The sequence below is a fragment of the Ruegeria sp. EL01 genome (assembly GCF_900313035.1).
In the GTDB taxonomy this organism is placed as follows: domain Bacteria; phylum Pseudomonadota; class Alphaproteobacteria; order Rhodobacterales; family Rhodobacteraceae; genus Ruegeria.
In genome coordinates this window covers 1-17,417 of record NZ_OMPS01000038.1, presented here as the reverse complement: position 1 = coordinate 17,417, position 17,417 = coordinate 1, and the positions used below count along the sequence as shown (strand labels likewise).

Sequence of the window (17,417 nt, the reverse complement as noted above, 5' to 3'; positions counted from 1 at the left end):
TTGCGGGCTGCGATAGGCAGGCGCGCATGAGCGAAACCTATGATCCCCCACAAACACCGCTGGACGTGTTGCATGAAGATGCCCAGTTGATTGTGATGAACAAACCACCGGGCCTGTTGTCAGTGCCGGGGCGCGGAGAGCATCTGGCGGATTGCCTGCTGGCACGGGTTCAGGCATCGTTTCCGCAGGCATTGCTGGTGCACAGGTTGGATCGGGATACATCCGGCGTGATGGTCTTTGCCCAGACGCCACATGCGCAACGTCACCTCGGCCTGCAATTCGAAAAGCGCCAGACCCGGAAGACCTATGTCGCGCGCGTCTGGGGGATGGTCGAGCCCAAAACCGGCACGGTGAATCTGCCTTTGATTGTGGATTGGCCCAATCGTCCGCGTCAGATGGTCTGTCACGAGACTGGAAAACCGGCAGTCACGGACTGGCGTGTCACAAAGCATGAAGCCAACACCACCCGCATCCGTCTGTTTCCCAAGACAGGTAGGTCGCATCAGTTGCGGGTTCATATGTTGGCATTGGGGCACCCGATTCTGGGCGATCCATTCTATGCCGAAGGTGCGGCCCGTGACTTCCCGCGTCTGATGCTGCATTCCGAAGAATTGCGCCTGAAGCACCCGGAAGGTGGGGTGTCCATGAAATTCAGGGCCGCGCCTGCATTCTGACGTCAGGCCGTGCTGCCCCAAAGGGACTTCAGGTTGCCCAACGAAAACCGCTTAGTGCGCGTTTTGGGTTTAACCGCTGTTTTCTGACGGGCTGACATAATCTCGCGTTCAATCTCGAACGCGCGCAGGGTGTGTTCCTGTGACCAACGGCCAAGTTTCAAGGTCATCATGACGTGGTTGTCGCGGTAAGGCATGTTGCGATCCTTTCTTCAGCTCTCAGAAAGTTTCGCGCATCACTCCTGACACCACCCTGTCAGGGGGGTGTGCTAGTGTGTCAGCAGACCGCAAGGAGTAAGACATGCGCCGCTCGACCCGATTGTTTGAAATCATCCAGATCCTGCGTGCGGAAGGCAAACCGGTGACGGCTGAAGCGCTGGCTGAGAAATTGGAAGTCTCGGTGCGCACGGTTTACCGGGACATTGCGGAATTGCAGGCCCAGCGGACGCCTATCGAAGGCGAGGCGGGTGTCGGGTATCTGATGCGGCGCGGCTATGACCTGCCGCCGCTGAATTTCGACTCCGAAGAGGTCGAGGCGCTGTGGGTTGGCCTGTCCATGCTGGCCCGCACAGGCGACAGCCACCTTCAACAGGCGGCCAGCCGCATATGTCGTAAGATCGATGCGTTGCATGCCCCTAGGAACTGGTTGCAGGTCGCCCCTTGGGGAACACCGGCTGACGATCCGGCCAAGGGATGCGTGCCGGTGGCGAATTTCCGAGAAGCCATTCGGGCCGAACAAAAACTGCGGATTACATATGTGAGCTCAGAAGGCGAGCGCACAATACGCGTTGTTCGGCCGGTCGCGCTGATCTATCACATAGAATGCACTATGTTGGCCGGTTGGTGCGAGTTGCGGAATGGATTTCGCCACTTTCGCACGGACCGTATCTGGGCGAGTGAAAGCGTTGAAGAGAGCTTTTGCGGACAAGGTGAATCTCTTCGGGATCTGTGGCAGGAGCAAAACCGCTGGGATCGCCCTGTTGATGCTGTCTAACCTACTGCACTTGGCGAGTATTCGCCGATATCACTGTTTTGTTGCTTGAGGCTGCGCGTATGCACTGTGTTATACTGCGCCGAACGAGGCAGGCCCGGATAACGGGTGCCGGAGCAGAAGGTGAAACTATGACGATTTCCAAGTTTGTTGTGTCCATTGGGCTGTGTTCAGCCCTTGCACTGGGCGCGTGTACCGATCCGGGCACGCTGAACGTCCAAAACGACCCTAATCAGAACACCAAACAAGGCGCGCTGATTGGTGGCCTGATCGGGGCAGGTGTCGGCGCGATTGCAAACGACTCGGATCCGCTTTTGGGAGCGTTGGCAGGTGGTGCCATTGGTGCCGCAGGTGGTGGCGTGATCGGCAATCAATTGGACCGTCAGGCGGCGGAACTGCGCCAGCAATTGGCCAATGACGGAATCACGATCGTAAACGCGGGCGATCGCCTGATTGTTACCGTGCCAAACGATATCACCTTTGACACCGACAGCTCGACCGTGCGCCCGGCGCTGCGGTCCGATCTGGTGAAAGTGGGCCAGAACTTGGTCAACTACCCGAATTCCAACGTGCAGATCATTGGTCATACCGATAGCGACGGCGATGCGGGCTACAACCAGGGCCTGTCGGTACGTCGGGCGAACGCCGTGGCCGATATCTTGCAAGCCAACGGTGTCGGCTACAATCGCATTCGCACCATCGGGCAGGGTGAAAACAATCCGGTGGCGTCGAACCTGACGCCCCAAGGTAAATCGCAAAACCGTCGGGTCGAGATTGTCGTCATTCCCAGCGGCAACGCCTGATCACCGACACAAAGTTTGAACAGGGTCGCCTGAGGGCGGCCCTGTTGTTGCGCAGCGATTGTGCAAAAACGGGGTTTGGAACCGGGTGAACTCGGTCTAACTATTGGAAAACCAAGAAACGGAGTTTTCCCTGATGTCCGATCCGATCCTTCTGGGCCTTTCCGGGTCCCTGCGCCAAAGCGCAACCAACCGCAAACTTCTGCGCGAAGCAGCCCGCTTGTTTGATCCCGCCAGTTTTGTCGAAGCAGATTTAAACCTGCCCCTTTACGACGGTGACGTGGAAGAAGGCGAAGGCATACCTGCCGCGGTTCAGACACTTTCGGATCAGATTGCGCAGGCCGACGCGATTATCGTTTCGACCCCTGAGTACAACAAGGGGCCTTCCGGTGTTTTGAAAAATGCGCTGGATTGGGTCAGTCGAACACAGGGCAACCCTTGGGCAGGCAAACCGGTTGCGGTGATGTCGGCTGCGGCGGGTCGTGCCGGTGGGGAACGGGCGCAAATGGTTCTCAGGGCTTACATGGTACCGTTCCAGCCGCGCATCCTGCAGGGGCCGGAAATTCATCTGGCCAACAGTTCCAACGAATTTGATGAACAGGGCAAGCTGACATCGGACCGGTATGAGAAAATGCTGCACACGCTGATGCAGAAGCTGCGTGCCGAGATCGGTAGATAAGCCCAGATTTTCAGCATGGTGGACGACATCCAGTCTGACGAAATGGATCCGGCTCGCGCTACTGCCTTTCAGGTGGCGCTGGGCCAAGCTCCTACAATTGCCGACGGGTCATCCCTGCCGCCGTTCTTCCACCAACTGTACTTCTGGGCATCACGCGCACCTGCCGAACTGGGGCGCGATGGGCACCCTAAGGTTGGCCTTGGTTTGATCCCCGATATGGGGCTGCCACGTCGAATGTGGGCTGGTGGTCGCCTTGAGTTTCATGCACCTCTGCGCGCAGGCGTTGAGGCAGAACGCAGGTCAGCGCTGGAAACCAAAAACTCCAAGACCGGACGGTCCGGGCCACTTGGTTTCGTGACTTTGCGGCATGAGATCTGGCAAGAGGGCGCGCATTGCCTGACCGAATGGCAGGACCTTGTCTATCGCGAAGATCCCGTGGCATCGACGGTTGAACCGCTGTCACCCACCGCCAGAACGGATGAAACAGACCAACGCGATGTTGGGTTCGATTCAACTCTGCTGTTTCGGTATTCGGCTTTGACGCTCAATGGTCACCGCATCCACTATGATCTGGACTATGCGCGAGATGTTGAAGGCTATGCCGGGCTGGTCGTACACGGCCCTTTGCTGGCGCAACTTTTGATGCTGTTTGCCGAAGAGTTGGTGGGAAAGCTGACCCGGTTCTCATTCCGCGCCTCTTCGCCGTTGATGCATTTCGAAACCGCTACGCTGTGCCGCAGAGAGCAGGATTTGTGGGTGCGTGGTCCAGACGGGCGGCAGTGCATGCAGGCCGTTGCTTCAGTCTAGTCGCCTTTGCATCGTGATGAAGGTCGCCCGGTCATAACCGGGATGGGCGCTTTCAGCGGTTTTTCTAAAACCCATGCGGGCAAATGCGGCGTGATTTTCAACAAGTTCGATGCGCGTTTGTAGTTCCAAAACGGGCAATCCCAACGCTTTGGCCCGTATCTTGGCCATATCCACAAGGCACCGGGCCAGCCCTACACCGCGCCTGTCTGTATCGACGGCGAGCTTGCTCAGGTAGAGGCACTTTGGCTTGGGTGTCAGAAACATCACCGCATCAGGCCGCTCACCGATCGTCCAGACCTCAGCCTCTTGGGCCTGCCGGCGCACTTCAATCTCAGACAGCCGGTGCATAGATGAGGGCGGGTCGATCCGCCCTTCCATATAGGCGAAGCTATCGCGGATCAGCCTCATGACTGCTGGTATGTTTGGGCTCTCCGGCCCGAGTTGCATTGCTGTATGGGCTGCTTCTCTCACAGGGATGCCTCGGGTCGGAAATCGTCGGGAATTGAATCGCGATCTTCAAGGATCAAATCCGCCATGACATCAGCCACTTTGGGGGCCATGCCAAAACCGATCTTGAAACCCCCGTTGGCGATGAATTGACCCTGATGCAAGGGATGGGCCCCCAGCATCGGTGCCCGGCTTTTGCTACGCGGCCGCACCCCGGCCCAACGCTCGATCACCTCGGCGCCGTGCAGGACAGGAACTGCGCGCATGGCCCGGTCAATCACGTCGTCCAAAGCGCTGTCGGTGCTGGTGGGATCATCATAGTCGCGCTCGGACGTGGACCCGACGGCCAGTGTTCCGTCCGCGTGCGGCACGATGTGGACCGCATCGGCGAAGAGTTGCGGTACAGCGCCTGCATCAAAGCGCAGCAGCGCCGCTTGCCCCTTGACGCCATTACCGATGGTCTTACCGAAGGCTTCGTTCAGTTCCTGCAACCCGGCAAGCCCGGTTGCATGCACAACACGACCTTGGTCAGGGACCTCGGTCAGGACCTCTACACCCATCACGGACAGGGCGGCAACCAGCGCCGCACAGGCGCGGCGGGGGTGCATGCGCGCCGTCAAAGTATCGTGAATGACATAGCCTGTTGGGCTGGGTGGGCACCAAGAACCGGCTTCGGCTGTTTCTACGACACGCCATTCTGCCCGACCTTGCCACAGCTCCGCTGCCGTAATCTGGCGCTGGCGGGCCAAGTTCAGTGTACGTTGATCGGGGATGGGTTGGATGCGCCCGAGACGGCCATAGCCGGCTGATACTCCGCCGGTTGCCTCGATCTGAGTCCAGAATCGCTCTGCCATGATAATGCTTTCGAATTGAAAAGCCTTCTTGGCGTTCCAGTTCTCGGGCACGTGTGGGGCCAAAGCGCCGACCAGACCTCCGCTTGATCCCGCGCCGGGACCAACGGGGTCCACAACCTGAACCTTTGCACCGCGTCGGGCGCAGGTCCATGCGATGGACAAGCCAAAAATCCCCGCACCGCGCACGGTCACATCGACCATTGCCAATTCCCTTATCCTTGTTCAGTGTCGCGCCGCTTAGCTACAGGATTCCCGAATGGCAGACCAGCGCGCCCAGTTGACGTGGACGGACGATCAGATTCCGGTCTCGGACCGCTTTGATGATCCGTACTACTCGCTGCATAACGGCCTGGAAGAAACCCGCCATGTCTTTCTGGCGGGCAATGATCTTCCGGCGCGTTTTATCCCAGGGTTTCACATTGCTGAGCTTGGCTTTGGCACCGGTCTGAACATGTTGACTGTTTGGTCCGAGTGGGAGAGATCAGGCCAAACAGGGCCGCTGCATTTTACCAGTTTCGAAGCCTTTCCCATGGTGCCCGCGGATATGCGGCGCGCTTTGGCGGGGTTCCCTGAGTTGCAGTCGTGGAGTGATCGGTTCCTGACGCATTGGGATGGCCATAAATGCCAGCTTGAGACACTGCAGCTTGAAGTCATCAAGGGAGATGCGCGCACGACACTGCCCGCTTGGGTCGGTTCAGCAGATGCCTGGTTTCTTGACGGGTTTTCCCCTGCCAAAAATCCTGAACTATGGGGCGCGGAGTTGATGCAAGGCGTCGCCCAGCACACTGCGGTCGAGGGCACGGCGGCCACCTACACAGCCGCAGGTTTTGTACGTCGAGGTCTGCAAGACGCAGGTTTTCAGGTCACGCGAACGAACGGCTATGGCCACAAGCGGCATATGACGCAGGCGGTTATACTATGACGCAGCAAAACAACGCCCGTGCGGGCATTGCGCTGATGATTGCCGCGACGATTGTGTTTGCGTTGCAGGATGGCATCTCTCGCCATCTGGCCGGGACCTATAACACGTACATGGTCGTGATGATCCGCTATTGGTTCTTTGCTGCTTTTGTCATTGCGCTGGCGGCTCGGGCACCCGGTGGGTTGAAGGCAGCAACCCGAACCAATCAACTGGGTCTTCAGGTGTTTCGCGGCGTTCTGTTGGCGGCCGAGATCTGCGTTGCGGTGTTCAGTTTCACGGTCTTGGGTCTGATCGACTCTATGGCGGTTTTTATCTGCTATCCCCTTCTGATTGCGGCGTTAAGTGGGCCGGTTCTGGGGGAAAAGGTTGGATGGCGGCGGTGGGCTGCCATCGGGGTTGGGTGCGTTGGCGTTCTGATCATTTTGCAGCCAGGCGTGGGTGTGTTTAACCCCTGGGCCATTGTCCCGTTGATTTCAGCGCTGATGTTTGCGCTCTACGGGCTTTTGACCCGATATGCGGCGCGTCAGGACAGCACCGCCACCAGTTTCTTCTGGACCGGCGTTGCAGGTGCGGTGGCGATGACAATTGTTGGGATGTGGTTCTGGGAACCCATGGCCAGAGGCGATTGGATTTGGATGGCGGTGCTTTGCGTCAGTGGCGTGCTGGGGCATTGGTTGTTGATCAAATGCTATGAGATGGCCGAAGCCAGCGCTGTGCAGCCATTCGCCTATTTCCACCTGGTCTGGGGCGCAATTCTTGGAATCACCATCTTTGGCGAAGCGCTGCGCCCCGAGGTTGTCACAGGTGCATCGATTGTCGTTGCCGCTGGGCTGTTCACCTTATGGCGCGAACGCCGCCAGAGTTGAGCCAACCAATTCCTGCGAGAAGGGAACCGGTAGCGCCGGTTGGCCCAGCCGAGCGCGGTACACCGGCAGGCTTTCCGCGACGCGCATCACGTAGTTTCGGGTTTCGCTGAACGGGATGGTTTCAATCCAATCGACCACGTCTATGTCCCCTGCACGAGGGTCTCCGTAACGCGCCATCCAGGATAGTGGTCGCCTGGGTCCGGCATTATAACCAGCGGACATCATCACGATATTGCCATTGAAATCAGCGGCCAGCCCGGACAGGTAGTTGGCCCCTAGCTTTGCGTTATATTGCCAGTCCGACGTCAACCGGCCGGTCTGATGTCCGCTGAGGATCCCGAGTTCCCGCGCGACCAGTTTCGCAGTGGCAGGCATCACCTGCATCAAGCCGCGCGCGCCGGCGCCGCTGACGACGACCGGATCAAACTCACTTTCACGCCGGGCGATGGCCAAGGTCATTTCCTTGGCCATTGGCAGGCCCATGTCTGCAACCGGGTGAACCGGGTAGTAGGCAGCAGGCAGAACTGTTCCGGTTTTTGCAGCGCGCTTGGCGATCATTACGGCAAGATGCGGTTCTTTTAGTTCGATGACCAAATCGCCCAACTGGGCAGCTTCAACGGTATCAAGGCCTTCGACCAAATGAGTGAGAAAGCGTTCGGCCAAATTGTCCTCGCCAGCTTTCAGCAGCAGCAACCCGGCTTCCAAAACGCTTGAATCGGCGAAATTGGCTTGTTTCCAATGCGGTGCACGTCGGGGTGTGGCCAATTCGGTATCGAAGGGTCGCCCTATTTGTTCAGCCGCCAGCAAGCCATAAAAAGAGGTCTGATAGTCAGCGCCCTTTGCATATGCGTCATAAGCTTTTTCGGCGTCCCCTGACGCAGCGTATGCGCGGCCCAGCCAGTACCCGCCTCGTCCTTTTGAGATGGGTGATTTCACCGCGCCAGAGAAATTCTGAAAATGCCGGGCAGCCGTTGCCGGATCGTTCAGTTTGCGCAACGCCAGAAACCCGGACAGCCATTCAAGATCGGCATAGCCATATCCCATCTCGGGCGTCATGTGGTGGTTTGCTGCAATTTTGTACGCGCGCGACGGGTCGCCATTGCGCATTTCAAGGCGGGCCAACCTGCGCCGCCCTTCGGCCCATTTGTCCGGCTCGCCCAGTGCGTTTGGACCGGTGGAACGGGTCAGCATCAGGTCGATCGCACTGTCATCAAGTTCCTTACGGTCGCGCCATACGAAGCGGTCAAACGCAAGGCCCGCGGACCCGGTCAGCGATTTCGGTACCGCCGCGACTTTTTCATCCACACCCGGTTGGCGCTTTTGCAGGGCAATGCGTGCTTCGGCCAGCTTGCGATCATCGTCGTTGACCAAGGGTAGCATCCGTCCGGCGCTGATAAGATGGCCGTCCCACAGCAGACGATCCAGCCGTGCCCCGTGATGGGGCTTGAGCAACTTACCGAAGTTCTCCAGATAATCTTTTTGCAGCCCGGACCCCATAGGCATCGTGCGCCATGCGGTAACGACATCTGCCTCGGCCTCGCCTTGCCGACCTTTTGCCATCAAGGCGACGGCATAGTTCAACGCGCCCTCCGCGGTTTGTGGTGACATCTCAGCGTAGAACTTCAATGCCCGGTCAGGGTCAGCTCCGGTAAATGACGGCTCACTTTCGCGGCGCAGCCAGGCCAATCCGGGCCAATCCGGGCGTCGTTCGAGAAACACGAGAACGTCGCCCGAGCCGCCGAAACCTTCGCGCAACCAGTGCCATACGATGATGTCGCGCGACACAGATCCACGTGCCCCCGAAACCCGCAGCGCTTCGTTCCAGTCGCCTTTGCGCATTTCATACAGCCCGGCCCGCAAGTCCCCTGCCGTATTCGCCAGCGCCGAGACCGGCTGCATCGCCAAAAATATAATCCCTGCTATCAACCGGGCTATTACGCGTGTCATCCCTTGCATTTCCCAACCAACCGAGGATAGAGCCTGTGAGGATAAACCTTGCGCCGCCGGGATCAACTCACAAAGCTAAAATCGTGATGGACCGGGGTGCGAAAATTACAAACTGCACCCGAAGGAGCGTTTCATGTTCAAAGGCTCGATGCCAGCTCTCGTCACCCCGTTCCGCAACGGCGAGTTGGACTTGGATACGCTCAAACACCTGGTTGAGTGGCAAATCCAGGAAGGCTCCACCGGGCTGGTGCCTGTTGGCACCACCGGGGAAAGCCCAACGCTTAGCCATGAAGAGCATGAGACCGTGGTCGAAGAGGTTGTCAAAGCTGCAGCGGGCCGGGTTCCGGTCATCGCCGGGGCAGGATCAAACAACACGGTCGAAGCCACCCGGTTTGTCCAGTTTGCCAAAACAGTCGGGGCTGCTGCGGCTTTGGTCGTGACGCCATATTACAACAAACCGACTCAGCGCGGGTTGTTGGCGCATTTCACGACCCTGCACGACTGCGCGGACATTCCGATCATCATCTACAATATTCCAGGTCGGTCCGTCATCGATATGTCGTCTGAGACGATGGGAGAACTGGCCAAGCTGCCACGCATCATTGGAGTCAAAGACGCGACCGGTGATCTGGCCCGTGTCAGCCAGCAGCGCGCGACCTGCGGTCCCGATTTTTGTCAGCTGTCCGGTGAAGATGCGACCGCGCTTGGCTTCAACGCACATGGTGGGGTTGGGTGCATCTCGGTCACTGCAAACGTGGCGCCAAAGCTTTGTGCAGAGTTTCAGCAGGCAACACTGGCCGGCGATTATGCGAGCGCATTGGAGTATCAGGACCGTCTGATGCCGTTGCACGAGGCGATTTTTATCGAACCCGGGCTTGTCGGTGCAAAATACGCACTCAGCAAACTGGGGCGTTGCAGTGACGAGGTACGCTCGCCCCTGACAACGCTGGAAGACAGCACCAAGGCCGCAATCGATGCGGCCATGACCCACGCAGGGTTGCTGTAAAGTCAAACCTCTGGGCCTGTGCGTCGTGCGGGCCCTATTGCGTCAGTAACGCTTCAAGGTGCCGGGTCTTGTCCGGGTTGCGAGCCATGTAGATGGCTGTGATCTGGCCTGCTTCGACGTTGAGGGAAATCGCCTGCACGAATCCTTTCGGGTCGCGACTAACGATCGAAGGTTGACCATTTAGCGCGCACATGGCCCATTCGACTTTTTGTTGTGCAGATGGCTTCCGTGCCAACCCGGCAAAGAATCGAATGACCTTATCTCGTCCATAGATCGGGTTTAAGGTCGCGATGACCTTGCCTCCGCCATCGGAATGTAACTGGACATCCTGCGCCAGCATTTCGGCCAGACTGTTGGTATCCCCACTTTTCGCGGCTTTGAAAAAAGCGGCGGCAAGGCTTTCGCCGTGTCCGCGTGCGATCTTGGTTCGCGGTTTGGCCTGATCGACATGCTTTCTTGCGCGGCTGACCAATTGCCGGCAAGAGCTTTGACTGCGGTTTAGCGTTTTGGCCAGTTCGTCGTATGATTGATCGAAAACGTCATGCAGCAGAAAGGCTGCGCGTTCCAAGGGGGACAACCTTTCCAACGCCATCAACAGCGCGATCGACACGTCCCGATCCAACCGTTCTGTTGGATCATCAGTCACCAGTGGTTCTGGCAGCCACACGCCGGGATAGGTTTCGCGAACAGTCTTTGACGCACGCAAATGGTCGAGACAGAGGCGCGTGACAACGCGGATAAGGTATCCAGTTGCATCACGCACAATTTCGGGATCGACACGCCGCCAACGCAGATAGGCATCCTGCACGATATCTTCAGCATCGCTGACAGTTCCGAGCATGCGATATGCAACCGCGAACAAGCGCGGCTGCAGATTGACGAAAACCCCATCGTCCGGTTCTACCCCGCTTCGGGTCATGCGGCAGACGCCTTGCCGGAAACGGGGTGTGGCATCGCGAAGCCAATTGCGATGCGGTTCCAGGCGTTGATGGTTGTGATCACCAATGTCAGCGCCACTTGATCTTCCTCAGAAAACTGTGCCGCCATTGTCTGATACGTCGCTTCGGCGGCTCGGCTGGATTCAATCCGGGTCAGGCTCTCAGCCCAAGACAACGCCCCGCGTTCACGTTCGGAATATAGAGACGATTCGTGCCACGCATTCAGCAGATGCAGCCGGTCCTCGCTCTCGCCATCTGCGCGGGCGTCATGGGTGTGCATGTGGATGCAATAAGCGCAGCCGTTGATCTGTGACACGCGAAGCTTCACAAGTTCGATCAGACTGTGTTCCAGCCCCGATGTTCTGAGACGCTCTTCCATGTCGAGCATGGGTTGCATCAAGGTTGGCGCAACGGAAAAATGATTGATGCGTGCGGACATTGAAATCTCCTGTTTTTGAGTTGAACAGAAACAGGACGGGCCAGCGACGGGTTTTGTGACATGGTTGAAAAAAAGAGCCTCGAAATCGAGGCTCTTTTCAAAATTATCACCGTTTTCCGTAATACAGCCCGACAACATGTTCGGCTTGCGCAAAGAAAAGCCACCTGGAGACGACGACGCCAGCGATGTGAGAGAGGACGGCAAACAGCGCGAAAAGGTGTTTGATCAGGATACCGTCTACCGGAGCGATGATCAGCAGGATGGGCAGAACAAAGGCGAGAGCGAACGAGATGATGCGCAGTTTTTGGGCGTGTCTGCGCCCGACGATATGAACGAATTCGCGCAGAAGGTAGTTTGTGCCGGTGTGGGGCGGTTCAAATGCGCGGACAGAGCCGCGATCACCAAGACCCGTTGCCGAACCCAGGTCGGTGCCCGCGTTCTGAAACGCTTTGTCCCCCATCGCCCAATAGATCAATTGCACGACCCCGGCCACCGCCATCAGCTTGGGCGCAAGGCTTTCCGCACCCGCCAGCAAGGACCCGCCCGCGATACTGAAGGTGATGAATATGGCGGGTGTCGCCCACATGTTCCAGCGCGGGATGGTCTTGAGCTGGGCATAGATCATCGAGGTCGTAAAGACCGTTGCGAGGCTGAGGACTGAGCCGAGAAGTCCGAGAAAGGCCCAGCGCTGTCCCAAGAATATCACGCCAATGGCATAAAGCCCCATGACCAGCAGGGCGGCCACGGCGCAGATGCCCTCGCGACTCAGCCAGCTTGATTTCCATTGGCTGAACGCTTTCCAGGCCCGTTCCGGATGGCCGAGGTGGAAGGTCGACGCCAGCAGGCCGCCGACAGCCAGACCAAAGGCGATCGCGAAGAACACAAATGCCGTGACGCCCGAGACATCCGGGACACCGAACCCTAGGAAATACAGTAACCCGAAGCCCAGACCAGAGAAGGTGGTGAAGATGATGACAGAAGGAGCTGGATGCATCAGTTTGCTCCCCCGGGGAGTTTGTCGAGTGCCTTGTCGAGCCATCCCATGAAGCCCGCTGGTTCTTCGGCAACAGGGGCCAGCAGCGGTGCCAGAATATCGATCTGGTCTTCGACTGTGTCCTTGGGCCGGGGCGGCAGGTACTTATTAACCGGCTTTGTACCCATCTCGGGCATCAGATCCATGCCTTCACGTTCCGCGACCAGTTTGCTGACATCGCTGTCCGGATCGCCCAGATCGCCAAAATGGCGCGCGCCTGCCGGACAGGTGCGGACACAGGATGGAACCCGATCTACCTCGGGCAGGTTTTCGTTATAGATGCGATCGACGCACAGCGTGCACTTCTTCATCACACCCTCGGCCATATCCAGTTCGCGCGCGCCGTATGGGCAGGACCAGGCACATAAGCCACAACCGATGCAGTCGCTTTCATTGACCAAAACGATGCCATCCTCGACACGTTTGTAGCTGGCCCCGGTGGGGCATACGGTGACGCAAGGTGCATCTTCGCAATGCAGGCAGGATTTGGGGAAGTGAATCAGTTGGGCGTGGCCTTCGGCTGGCTGCACCTCATAGGAATGCACCCGGTTCAGGAACGTACCCGAGGGGTCAGCGCCATAGGCGTCCTGATCAGACAAAGGCGCGCCATAATTTTCGGTGTTCCAGCCTTTGCATGAGATAACGCAGGCATGGCAGCCCACGCAGGTATCAAGGTCGATGACCAGACCCATCTTGCGGTCAGTGGATTGGGGGAGTTGGGTCATTTGCCTACCTTCCACGCAAGATCTTTGGGACCGGTTCCCACCGGTGACTTAATTGGATCAAACTCTGGCTGGCTTTCAGCATCGCCCGGGGGCTCAGATTTTTCGATCTTGACCTTCAGGTCGAACCACGCGGCCTGACCCGTAATCGGATCCGAGTTGGCCCAGCGCATCCCGTCGCCTTTGGGCGGCATCAGTTCGTGGATCAGATGATTCAGTAGGAACCCTTTGGTTGCCTCGGGCGCATCGTCCTGCAGCGCCCATGCGCCCTTGCGTTTACCGATGGCGTTCCAGGTCCAGACTGTGCTGTCATTCAGCGCCGCCATTTCCATGACCGGCACCGTGATTGCACCGTGCGGAGAGCTGACCTTGGCCCAATCGCCATCCTCCAGCCCATGCTCGCGCATCAGTTTTGTTGGCACATAAAGCGGGTTGCGTCCGTGCAGCTGTCGCAGCCAGGCGTTCTGCGTGCCCCAGCTGTGATACATCGCCATGGGGCGTTGGGTCAGCGCATTGATGGTGTAACCTTCGTTGCCCTGCTGATCTGTTTCGTACCAGATGGGCAGTGGATCCATCGTGTCTTGGATGCGCTGACGCAGATGATCCGGCGGTTGGCGGTCGCCATGGCCTTCGGCGGCCAGTTGGAACTTGCGCATGGGTTCGGAGTACAGCTGGAACAAGTAGGGCTGAGGGCTGTCGTAGATACCCATGCCGACAGCCCAGTCCTGATAGGCAGAGTTCCAGGGCTTGTAATAGTCAGCCCCTTCCGGAATATGCGCAACATAGAACCCGCCATTCTCGATATAGCGGTTCAGCTGCTCGGGATTGGCCTCGCCACGCCCTTCTTTGTCACCGTCGGGGCCACGGAACCCGGCCAGTGGTCCGATGCCCGGTCGACGTTCGTGATTAACGATATAGTCTGCGTAGTCTTTCCATTTTGGACTACCGTCCTCATTGGTAAAACCGGGCAGGTTCATGCGGTTGGCCAATTCAACCAGAACCGATTGGAATCCCCGCACATCACGATCGGGTTCGATCACCGGCCAGCGGATGGCGTCGGCGGCTGCGTCGGCCTCACAGATCGGGCGATCCAGAAGCGAAATACAATCGTGCCGTTCCAGATACGTTGTGTCAGGCAGGATCAGGTCGGCATAGGCAACCATTTCCGACGAATACGCATCTGAATAGATGATATTTGGTATGACGTATTTGCCATCTTCGTTGCGGGCGGTTAGCATTTCCATCACGCCCTTGGTGTTCATGGAGGAATTCCAGGACATGTTGGCCATGTACATGAACAGCGTATCGATCTTGTAAGGATCGCCCGCTGCGGCATTGGAAATCACCATGTGCATCAACCCATGGGCCGACATCGGGTTTTCCCAGGTAAAGGCCTTATCGATGCGCAGCGGCTGTCCGTCATCATCAAGTAACAGATCGTCGGGACCGCGTGGGAAGCCCAGGTGCGGGCCATTCAGCGGACGACCGGGGCGGCGATCACCATGCGGTGTCGGGTGTGCCTCAACCGGTTTGGGATAGGGCGGTTTGAAGCGGAAGCCGCCTGGAACCTCGACGGTTCCCAACAAGATCTGCAGCACATGCAGTGCGCGACAGGTCTGAAACCCGTTGGCATGGGCGGAAATTCCGCGCATCGCATGAAAGCTGACAGGGCGGCCGATCATTTTAGCGTGGGTTTCACCACGGAAATCAGTCCATTCCTGATCCAGCTCAATCGCCTCGTCAAAGGCCACACGGGCGATTTCAGCGGCAATCGCGCGAATGCGTTTGGCCGGGATACCACACCGTTCGGCCACGGCCTCGGGCGTGTGTTCATCCGAGAGGTACTTGTCCGCCATCAGGTGAAAGACGGGACGATGGGTTGTGCCGTCTTGTACGTAAGTCGCTGACAAATCGGGGCGGACACCAGGTTTGTCAAACGCTGTGGGCTTGCCGGTCACGCGATCAATAACTAGTGGCTTGCCGTCGCTATCGCGCAGAAACAGACCCTTTTCCGGGCCGTCAGCCGCATTCACCAAAACCGGCGCGTTGGTGTACCGGCTGAGATAGTCCAGATCGATCTTGCCTGCCTTCATCAGCACATGGATCAGGGATAGGATAAACAACCCATCGGTGCCCGGCGTGATACCAACCCAGTCATCGGCCACAGCGTTATAGCCAGACCGTATCGGGTTCACTCCGATCACACGTGCGCCGCGCGCCTTGATCTTGCCGATGCCCATTTTGATCGGATTGCTGTCGTGGTCCTCGGCCACGCCAAACAGCATGAACAGTTTGGTATGGTCCCAATCCGGCTGGCCGAACTCCCAAAACGCGCCGCCCATCGTGTAGATGCCACCGGCAGCCATGTTGACCGAGCAGAACCCGCCGTGTGCGGCATAGTTCGGCGTTCCGAAGTTCTGTGCCCAGAATGAAGTGAAGCTTTGGCTTTGATCGCGCCCGGTGAAAAACGCCAGCTTTTGTGGCGCGGTCTCGTGCAGTTCGTTCAACCAGCCTACCGCAGTGCTGATCGCTTCGTCCCATTCGATCTCGCGAAACTCACCCGATCCGCGTGGCCCGACCCGGCGCAGAGGTTTGCGCAGGCGCGACGGGGCGTTGACCTGCATGATCCCGGCGCTGCCCTTGGCACATAAAACGCCCTTGTTGACCGGGTGGTCACGGTTGCCTTCGATATAGGCAACCTTGCCGTCTTTCATATGTACATTGATGCCGCATCGACAGGCGCACATGTAACAGGTGGTTTTTCGGACCTCGTCCGAGACCTTCGGCGATGTGTCGATAACTGGCTGGTTCATGTACGTCCCTTTGGCTGTTGCCTTGATCCTTCCAGTATTCTGGTCAGAACAAAACCTTTATTGCTACTTGGCTTTAACCGGATGCATCCTGCGCTTTCGAGTGATGCGCCTGCACGGCAGTCACGGCAATCATATGCAAGACATCCTCGGCCGAGCATCCACGCGACAGATCGTTGGCTGGTTTGGCCAAACCCTGCAGGATTGGTCCGATTGCCTCGGCACCACCGATTCGTTGGGCGATCTTGTAGCCAAGATTGCCTGCGTCCAGGTTTGGAAAGACAAAGACATTTGCCTCGCCCCGCAGTGGCGAGTCCTTCGCTTTCTTCGCAGCCACTTCCGGAACGAAGGCGGCGTCGAACTGTAGTTCACCGTCAATCAAAAGGTCAGGATTTGCGGATCTCGCAATCTGCGTTGCCTCGATGACTTTTGATGCTTTGGGGTGACTTGCACTGCCGCTGGTCGAAAACGACAGCATCGCGACCCTTGGTGTCTCGTGGGTCAAGGTCTGATAAGACTTGGCCGACGCTTGCGCGATTTCTGCCAGTTCTTGTTCATTAGGGTCCACAACAAGACCACAATCGGCAAAGATATGCGCGCCCCGAACAGTATGATGGTCCCGGCAATAGAGCATCAGGAAGAAGCTGGACACCATCGCGGCACCAGGCGCTTTGCCGATGATCTGCAGCGCGGCCCGGACAGTGTTCGATGTTGTTTCGACCGCCCCGCCAACTGTTCCGTCTGCGAAACCTTCATGCACCAGCATTGCGGCATAGTTCAGACGGCTGCAGATTTGTTGCTGCGCCTGTTCGGGCGTCATGCCCTTGTGTTTGCGCAACTCATAAAGAGATGCGGCAAATGCCCCTGAATGCGGGGAATCGTTTGGGTCATGAATGTCTATTCCGTCGACATCCATCCCGCCTTGATCTTCAAGCAAGGCGATGACCTTTGCCCGATCTCCAACAAGGATGATCCGGGCCACGCCCTCGGCACGCGCCTTTAAGGCACCTTCGACAACGCGTGGATCATCGCCCTCAGCAAGGGCGATGATCTTGTCGGAACTGGTCGCAGTTCCGAGAATTGTGCGCAGAGGTTTCACCCTTTTACGCTTCTGCTTGGGGTGTCATGTCGTTTGCAGAGACACCTGCGACTGCGACGGGTTTTTTCATGGCGTCGCGGCGGAAGGGTTCGCCCAGTTCCTGGTTGATCAGGGCCTCGATCAGCGTGGTGATGCCGTTTTTCTGGTCGGTGATCGCCTGGTTCAGGGCCGCGGTCAGCTCGTCCTGGGTGCGCGCGATGACGCCCTTCAGACCGCAGGCATTGGCGATGCCGGCATACGAGACCTTGGTGTCCAGTTCAGTGCCCACGAAGTTGTCGTTAAACCACAGGGTCGAGTTGCGCTTTTCCGCGCCCCCCTGGTATTTTCGGCACCCGATCTGGGTCACGGCAGGCCATTCTTCGCGGCCAATCGCAGTCAGTTCGTTT

Annotated in this window: 19 protein-coding genes; 8 read left to right on the top strand and 11 right to left on the bottom strand. The window is 58.0% G+C overall.

Features of this window, described 5'->3' with window-relative positions; genetic code table 11:
• The first annotated feature begins 26 nt into the window (after positions 1-26).
• The gene (locus D9K61_RS15040; RefSeq protein WP_120634018.1) at positions 27-674 is read left to right on the top strand and encodes an RluA family pseudouridine synthase; all 648 of its coding nucleotides are present in this window, start codon (positions 27-29) and stop codon (positions 672-674) included.
• Positions 675-676: 2 nt separating this feature from the next.
• Here the strand turns inward: D9K61_RS15040 and D9K61_RS15035 are convergent, their stop codons facing one another.
• Complete coding sequence (locus D9K61_RS15035) at positions 677-868, bottom strand: hypothetical protein (protein ID WP_120634017.1); 192 nt, start codon at positions 866-868, stop codon at positions 677-679.
• Positions 869-972: 104 nt separating this feature from the next.
• Between D9K61_RS15035 and D9K61_RS15030 the strand changes: the two genes are divergently transcribed.
• The 4 genes from D9K61_RS15030 (at position 973) to D9K61_RS15015 (ending at position 3,948) form a co-directional block, all read left to right on the top strand.
• Positions 973-1,665, top strand: a complete 693-nt coding sequence (locus D9K61_RS15030) for a YafY family protein (RefSeq protein ID WP_120634016.1) — start codon at positions 973-975, stop codon at positions 1,663-1,665.
• A 128-nt stretch (positions 1,666-1,793) separates the two neighbouring features.
• A complete protein-coding gene (locus tag D9K61_RS15025; protein WP_120634126.1) occupies positions 1,794-2,465 on the top strand; it encodes an OmpA family protein in 672 nt (223 codons plus the stop codon).
• A 133-nt stretch (positions 2,466-2,598) separates the two neighbouring features.
• Entirely contained in the window at positions 2,599-3,141 is a 543-nt protein-coding gene (locus D9K61_RS15020; RefSeq protein ID WP_120634125.1) for an NADPH-dependent FMN reductase, read from the top strand.
• A gap of 15 nt (positions 3,142-3,156) precedes the next feature.
• Positions 3,157-3,948: a MaoC family dehydratase N-terminal domain-containing protein gene (locus D9K61_RS15015; RefSeq protein ID WP_120634015.1), complete on the top strand. Its 792-nt coding sequence runs from the start codon at positions 3,157-3,159 to the stop codon at positions 3,946-3,948.
• Here the strand turns inward: D9K61_RS15015 and D9K61_RS15010 are convergent.
• Together D9K61_RS15010 and D9K61_RS15005 are read right to left on the bottom strand one after the other, a co-directional pair.
• A complete protein-coding gene (locus D9K61_RS15010; RefSeq protein WP_254055792.1) occupies positions 3,940-4,356 on the bottom strand; it encodes an N-acetyltransferase in 417 nt (138 codons plus the stop codon). The genes D9K61_RS15015 and D9K61_RS15010 overlap by 9 nt on opposite strands.
• A gap of 59 nt (positions 4,357-4,415) precedes the next feature.
• On the bottom strand, positions 4,416-5,450 hold the full coding sequence (locus D9K61_RS15005) for an FAD-binding oxidoreductase (RefSeq protein WP_120634014.1): 1,035 nt from the start codon (positions 5,448-5,450) through the stop codon (positions 4,416-4,418).
• Positions 5,451-5,505: 55 nt separating this feature from the next.
• Here D9K61_RS15005 and mnmD point away from each other — a divergent pair, with 55 nt between their 5' ends.
• Positions 5,506-6,171, top strand: a complete 666-nt coding sequence (mnmD, locus tag D9K61_RS15000; RefSeq protein WP_120634013.1) for a tRNA (5-methylaminomethyl-2-thiouridine)(34)-methyltransferase MnmD — start codon at positions 5,506-5,508, stop codon at positions 6,169-6,171.
• Positions 6,168-7,037 (top strand): DMT family transporter, encoded by an 870-nt coding sequence (locus D9K61_RS14995; protein WP_120634012.1) that lies wholly within the window; start codon positions 6,168-6,170, stop codon positions 7,035-7,037. The genes mnmD and D9K61_RS14995 overlap by 4 nt, the downstream gene beginning before the upstream one ends.
• On the opposite strand, the gene D9K61_RS14990 is transcribed toward D9K61_RS14995, so the two are convergent.
• A complete protein-coding gene (locus D9K61_RS14990; protein ID WP_174235106.1) occupies positions 7,011-8,984 on the bottom strand; it encodes a lytic transglycosylase domain-containing protein in 1,974 nt (657 codons plus the stop codon). The genes D9K61_RS14995 and D9K61_RS14990 overlap by 27 nt on opposite strands.
• Positions 8,985-9,117: 133 nt before the next feature.
• Here D9K61_RS14990 and dapA point away from each other — a divergent pair, with 133 nt between their 5' ends.
• A complete protein-coding gene (dapA, locus tag D9K61_RS14985) occupies positions 9,118-9,990 on the top strand; it encodes a 4-hydroxy-tetrahydrodipicolinate synthase (RefSeq protein WP_120634010.1) in 873 nt (290 codons plus the stop codon).
• A 34-nt stretch (positions 9,991-10,024) separates the two neighbouring features.
• On the opposite strand, the gene sigJ is transcribed toward dapA, so the two are convergent.
• The 7 genes from sigJ to D9K61_RS14950 form a co-directional block, all read right to left on the bottom strand.
• On the bottom strand, positions 10,025-10,909 hold the full coding sequence (gene sigJ, locus D9K61_RS14980) for an RNA polymerase sigma factor SigJ (RefSeq protein ID WP_120634009.1): 885 nt from the start codon (positions 10,907-10,909) through the stop codon (positions 10,025-10,027).
• Positions 10,906-11,367, bottom strand: a complete 462-nt coding sequence (locus tag D9K61_RS14975) for a carboxymuconolactone decarboxylase family protein (RefSeq protein WP_120634123.1) — start codon at positions 11,365-11,367, stop codon at positions 10,906-10,908. The genes sigJ and D9K61_RS14975 overlap by 4 nt, the downstream gene beginning before the upstream one ends.
• Positions 11,368-11,473: 106 nt before the next feature.
• Positions 11,474-12,361 (bottom strand): DmsC/YnfH family molybdoenzyme membrane anchor subunit, encoded by an 888-nt coding sequence (locus D9K61_RS14970; RefSeq protein ID WP_120634008.1) that lies wholly within the window; start codon positions 12,359-12,361, stop codon positions 11,474-11,476.
• Positions 12,361-13,125 carry a 4Fe-4S dicluster domain-containing protein gene (locus D9K61_RS14965; RefSeq protein WP_120634007.1) on the bottom strand — a complete coding sequence of 255 codons (765 nt, stop codon included), beginning with the start codon at positions 13,123-13,125 and terminating at the stop codon, positions 12,361-12,363. Before D9K61_RS14965 ends, D9K61_RS14970 begins: the two co-directional genes overlap by 1 nt.
• A complete protein-coding gene (locus D9K61_RS14960) occupies positions 13,122-15,935 on the bottom strand; it encodes a molybdopterin oxidoreductase family protein (protein ID WP_120634006.1) in 2,814 nt (937 codons plus the stop codon). Before D9K61_RS14960 ends, D9K61_RS14965 begins: the two co-directional genes overlap by 4 nt.
• A gap of 73 nt (positions 15,936-16,008) precedes the next feature.
• On the bottom strand, positions 16,009-17,031 hold the full coding sequence (gene pta / locus D9K61_RS14955; RefSeq protein WP_120634005.1) for a phosphate acetyltransferase: 1,023 nt from the start codon (positions 17,029-17,031) through the stop codon (positions 16,009-16,011).
• Positions 17,032-17,035: 4 nt separating this feature from the next.
• The coding region (locus tag D9K61_RS14950; protein ID WP_254055791.1) for a thiamine pyrophosphate-dependent enzyme at positions 17,036-17,417 on the bottom strand (382 nt) is incomplete at its 5' end.

Coding starts and splice junctions, on each gene's coding strand:
- D9K61_RS15040 (WP_120634018.1), top strand. CDS start 27: ATGAGCGAAACCTATGATCCCCCACAAACACCGCTGGACGTGTTGCAT.
- D9K61_RS15035 (WP_120634017.1), bottom strand. CDS start 868: ATGCCTTACCGCGACAACCACGTCATGATGACCTTGAAACTTGGCCGT.
- D9K61_RS15030 (WP_120634016.1), top strand. CDS start 973: ATGCGCCGCTCGACCCGATTGTTTGAAATCATCCAGATCCTGCGTGCG.
- D9K61_RS15025 (WP_120634126.1), top strand. CDS start 1,794: ATGACGATTTCCAAGTTTGTTGTGTCCATTGGGCTGTGTTCAGCCCTT.
- D9K61_RS15020 (WP_120634125.1), top strand. CDS start 2,599: ATGTCCGATCCGATCCTTCTGGGCCTTTCCGGGTCCCTGCGCCAAAGC.
- D9K61_RS15015 (WP_120634015.1), top strand. CDS start 3,157: ATGGTGGACGACATCCAGTCTGACGAAATGGATCCGGCTCGCGCTACT.
- D9K61_RS15010 (WP_254055792.1), bottom strand. CDS start 4,356: ATGAGGCTGATCCGCGATAGCTTCGCCTATATGGAAGGGCGGATCGAC.
- D9K61_RS15005 (WP_120634014.1), bottom strand. CDS start 5,450: ATGGTCGATGTGACCGTGCGCGGTGCGGGGATTTTTGGCTTGTCCATC.
- mnmD (WP_120634013.1), top strand. CDS start 5,506: ATGGCAGACCAGCGCGCCCAGTTGACGTGGACGGACGATCAGATTCCG.
- D9K61_RS14995 (WP_120634012.1), top strand. CDS start 6,168: ATGACGCAGCAAAACAACGCCCGTGCGGGCATTGCGCTGATGATTGCC.
- D9K61_RS14990 (WP_174235106.1), bottom strand. CDS start 8,984: ATGACACGCGTAATAGCCCGGTTGATAGCAGGGATTATATTTTTGGCG.
- dapA (WP_120634010.1), top strand. CDS start 9,118: ATGTTCAAAGGCTCGATGCCAGCTCTCGTCACCCCGTTCCGCAACGGC.
- sigJ (WP_120634009.1), bottom strand. CDS start 10,909: ATGACCCGAAGCGGGGTAGAACCGGACGATGGGGTTTTCGTCAATCTG.
- D9K61_RS14975 (WP_120634123.1), bottom strand. CDS start 11,367: ATGTCCGCACGCATCAATCATTTTTCCGTTGCGCCAACCTTGATGCAA.
- D9K61_RS14970 (WP_120634008.1), bottom strand. CDS start 12,361: ATGCATCCAGCTCCTTCTGTCATCATCTTCACCACCTTCTCTGGTCTG.
- D9K61_RS14965 (WP_120634007.1), bottom strand. CDS start 13,125: ATGACCCAACTCCCCCAATCCACTGACCGCAAGATGGGTCTGGTCATC.
- D9K61_RS14960 (WP_120634006.1), bottom strand. CDS start 15,935: ATGAACCAGCCAGTTATCGACACATCGCCGAAGGTCTCGGACGAGGTC.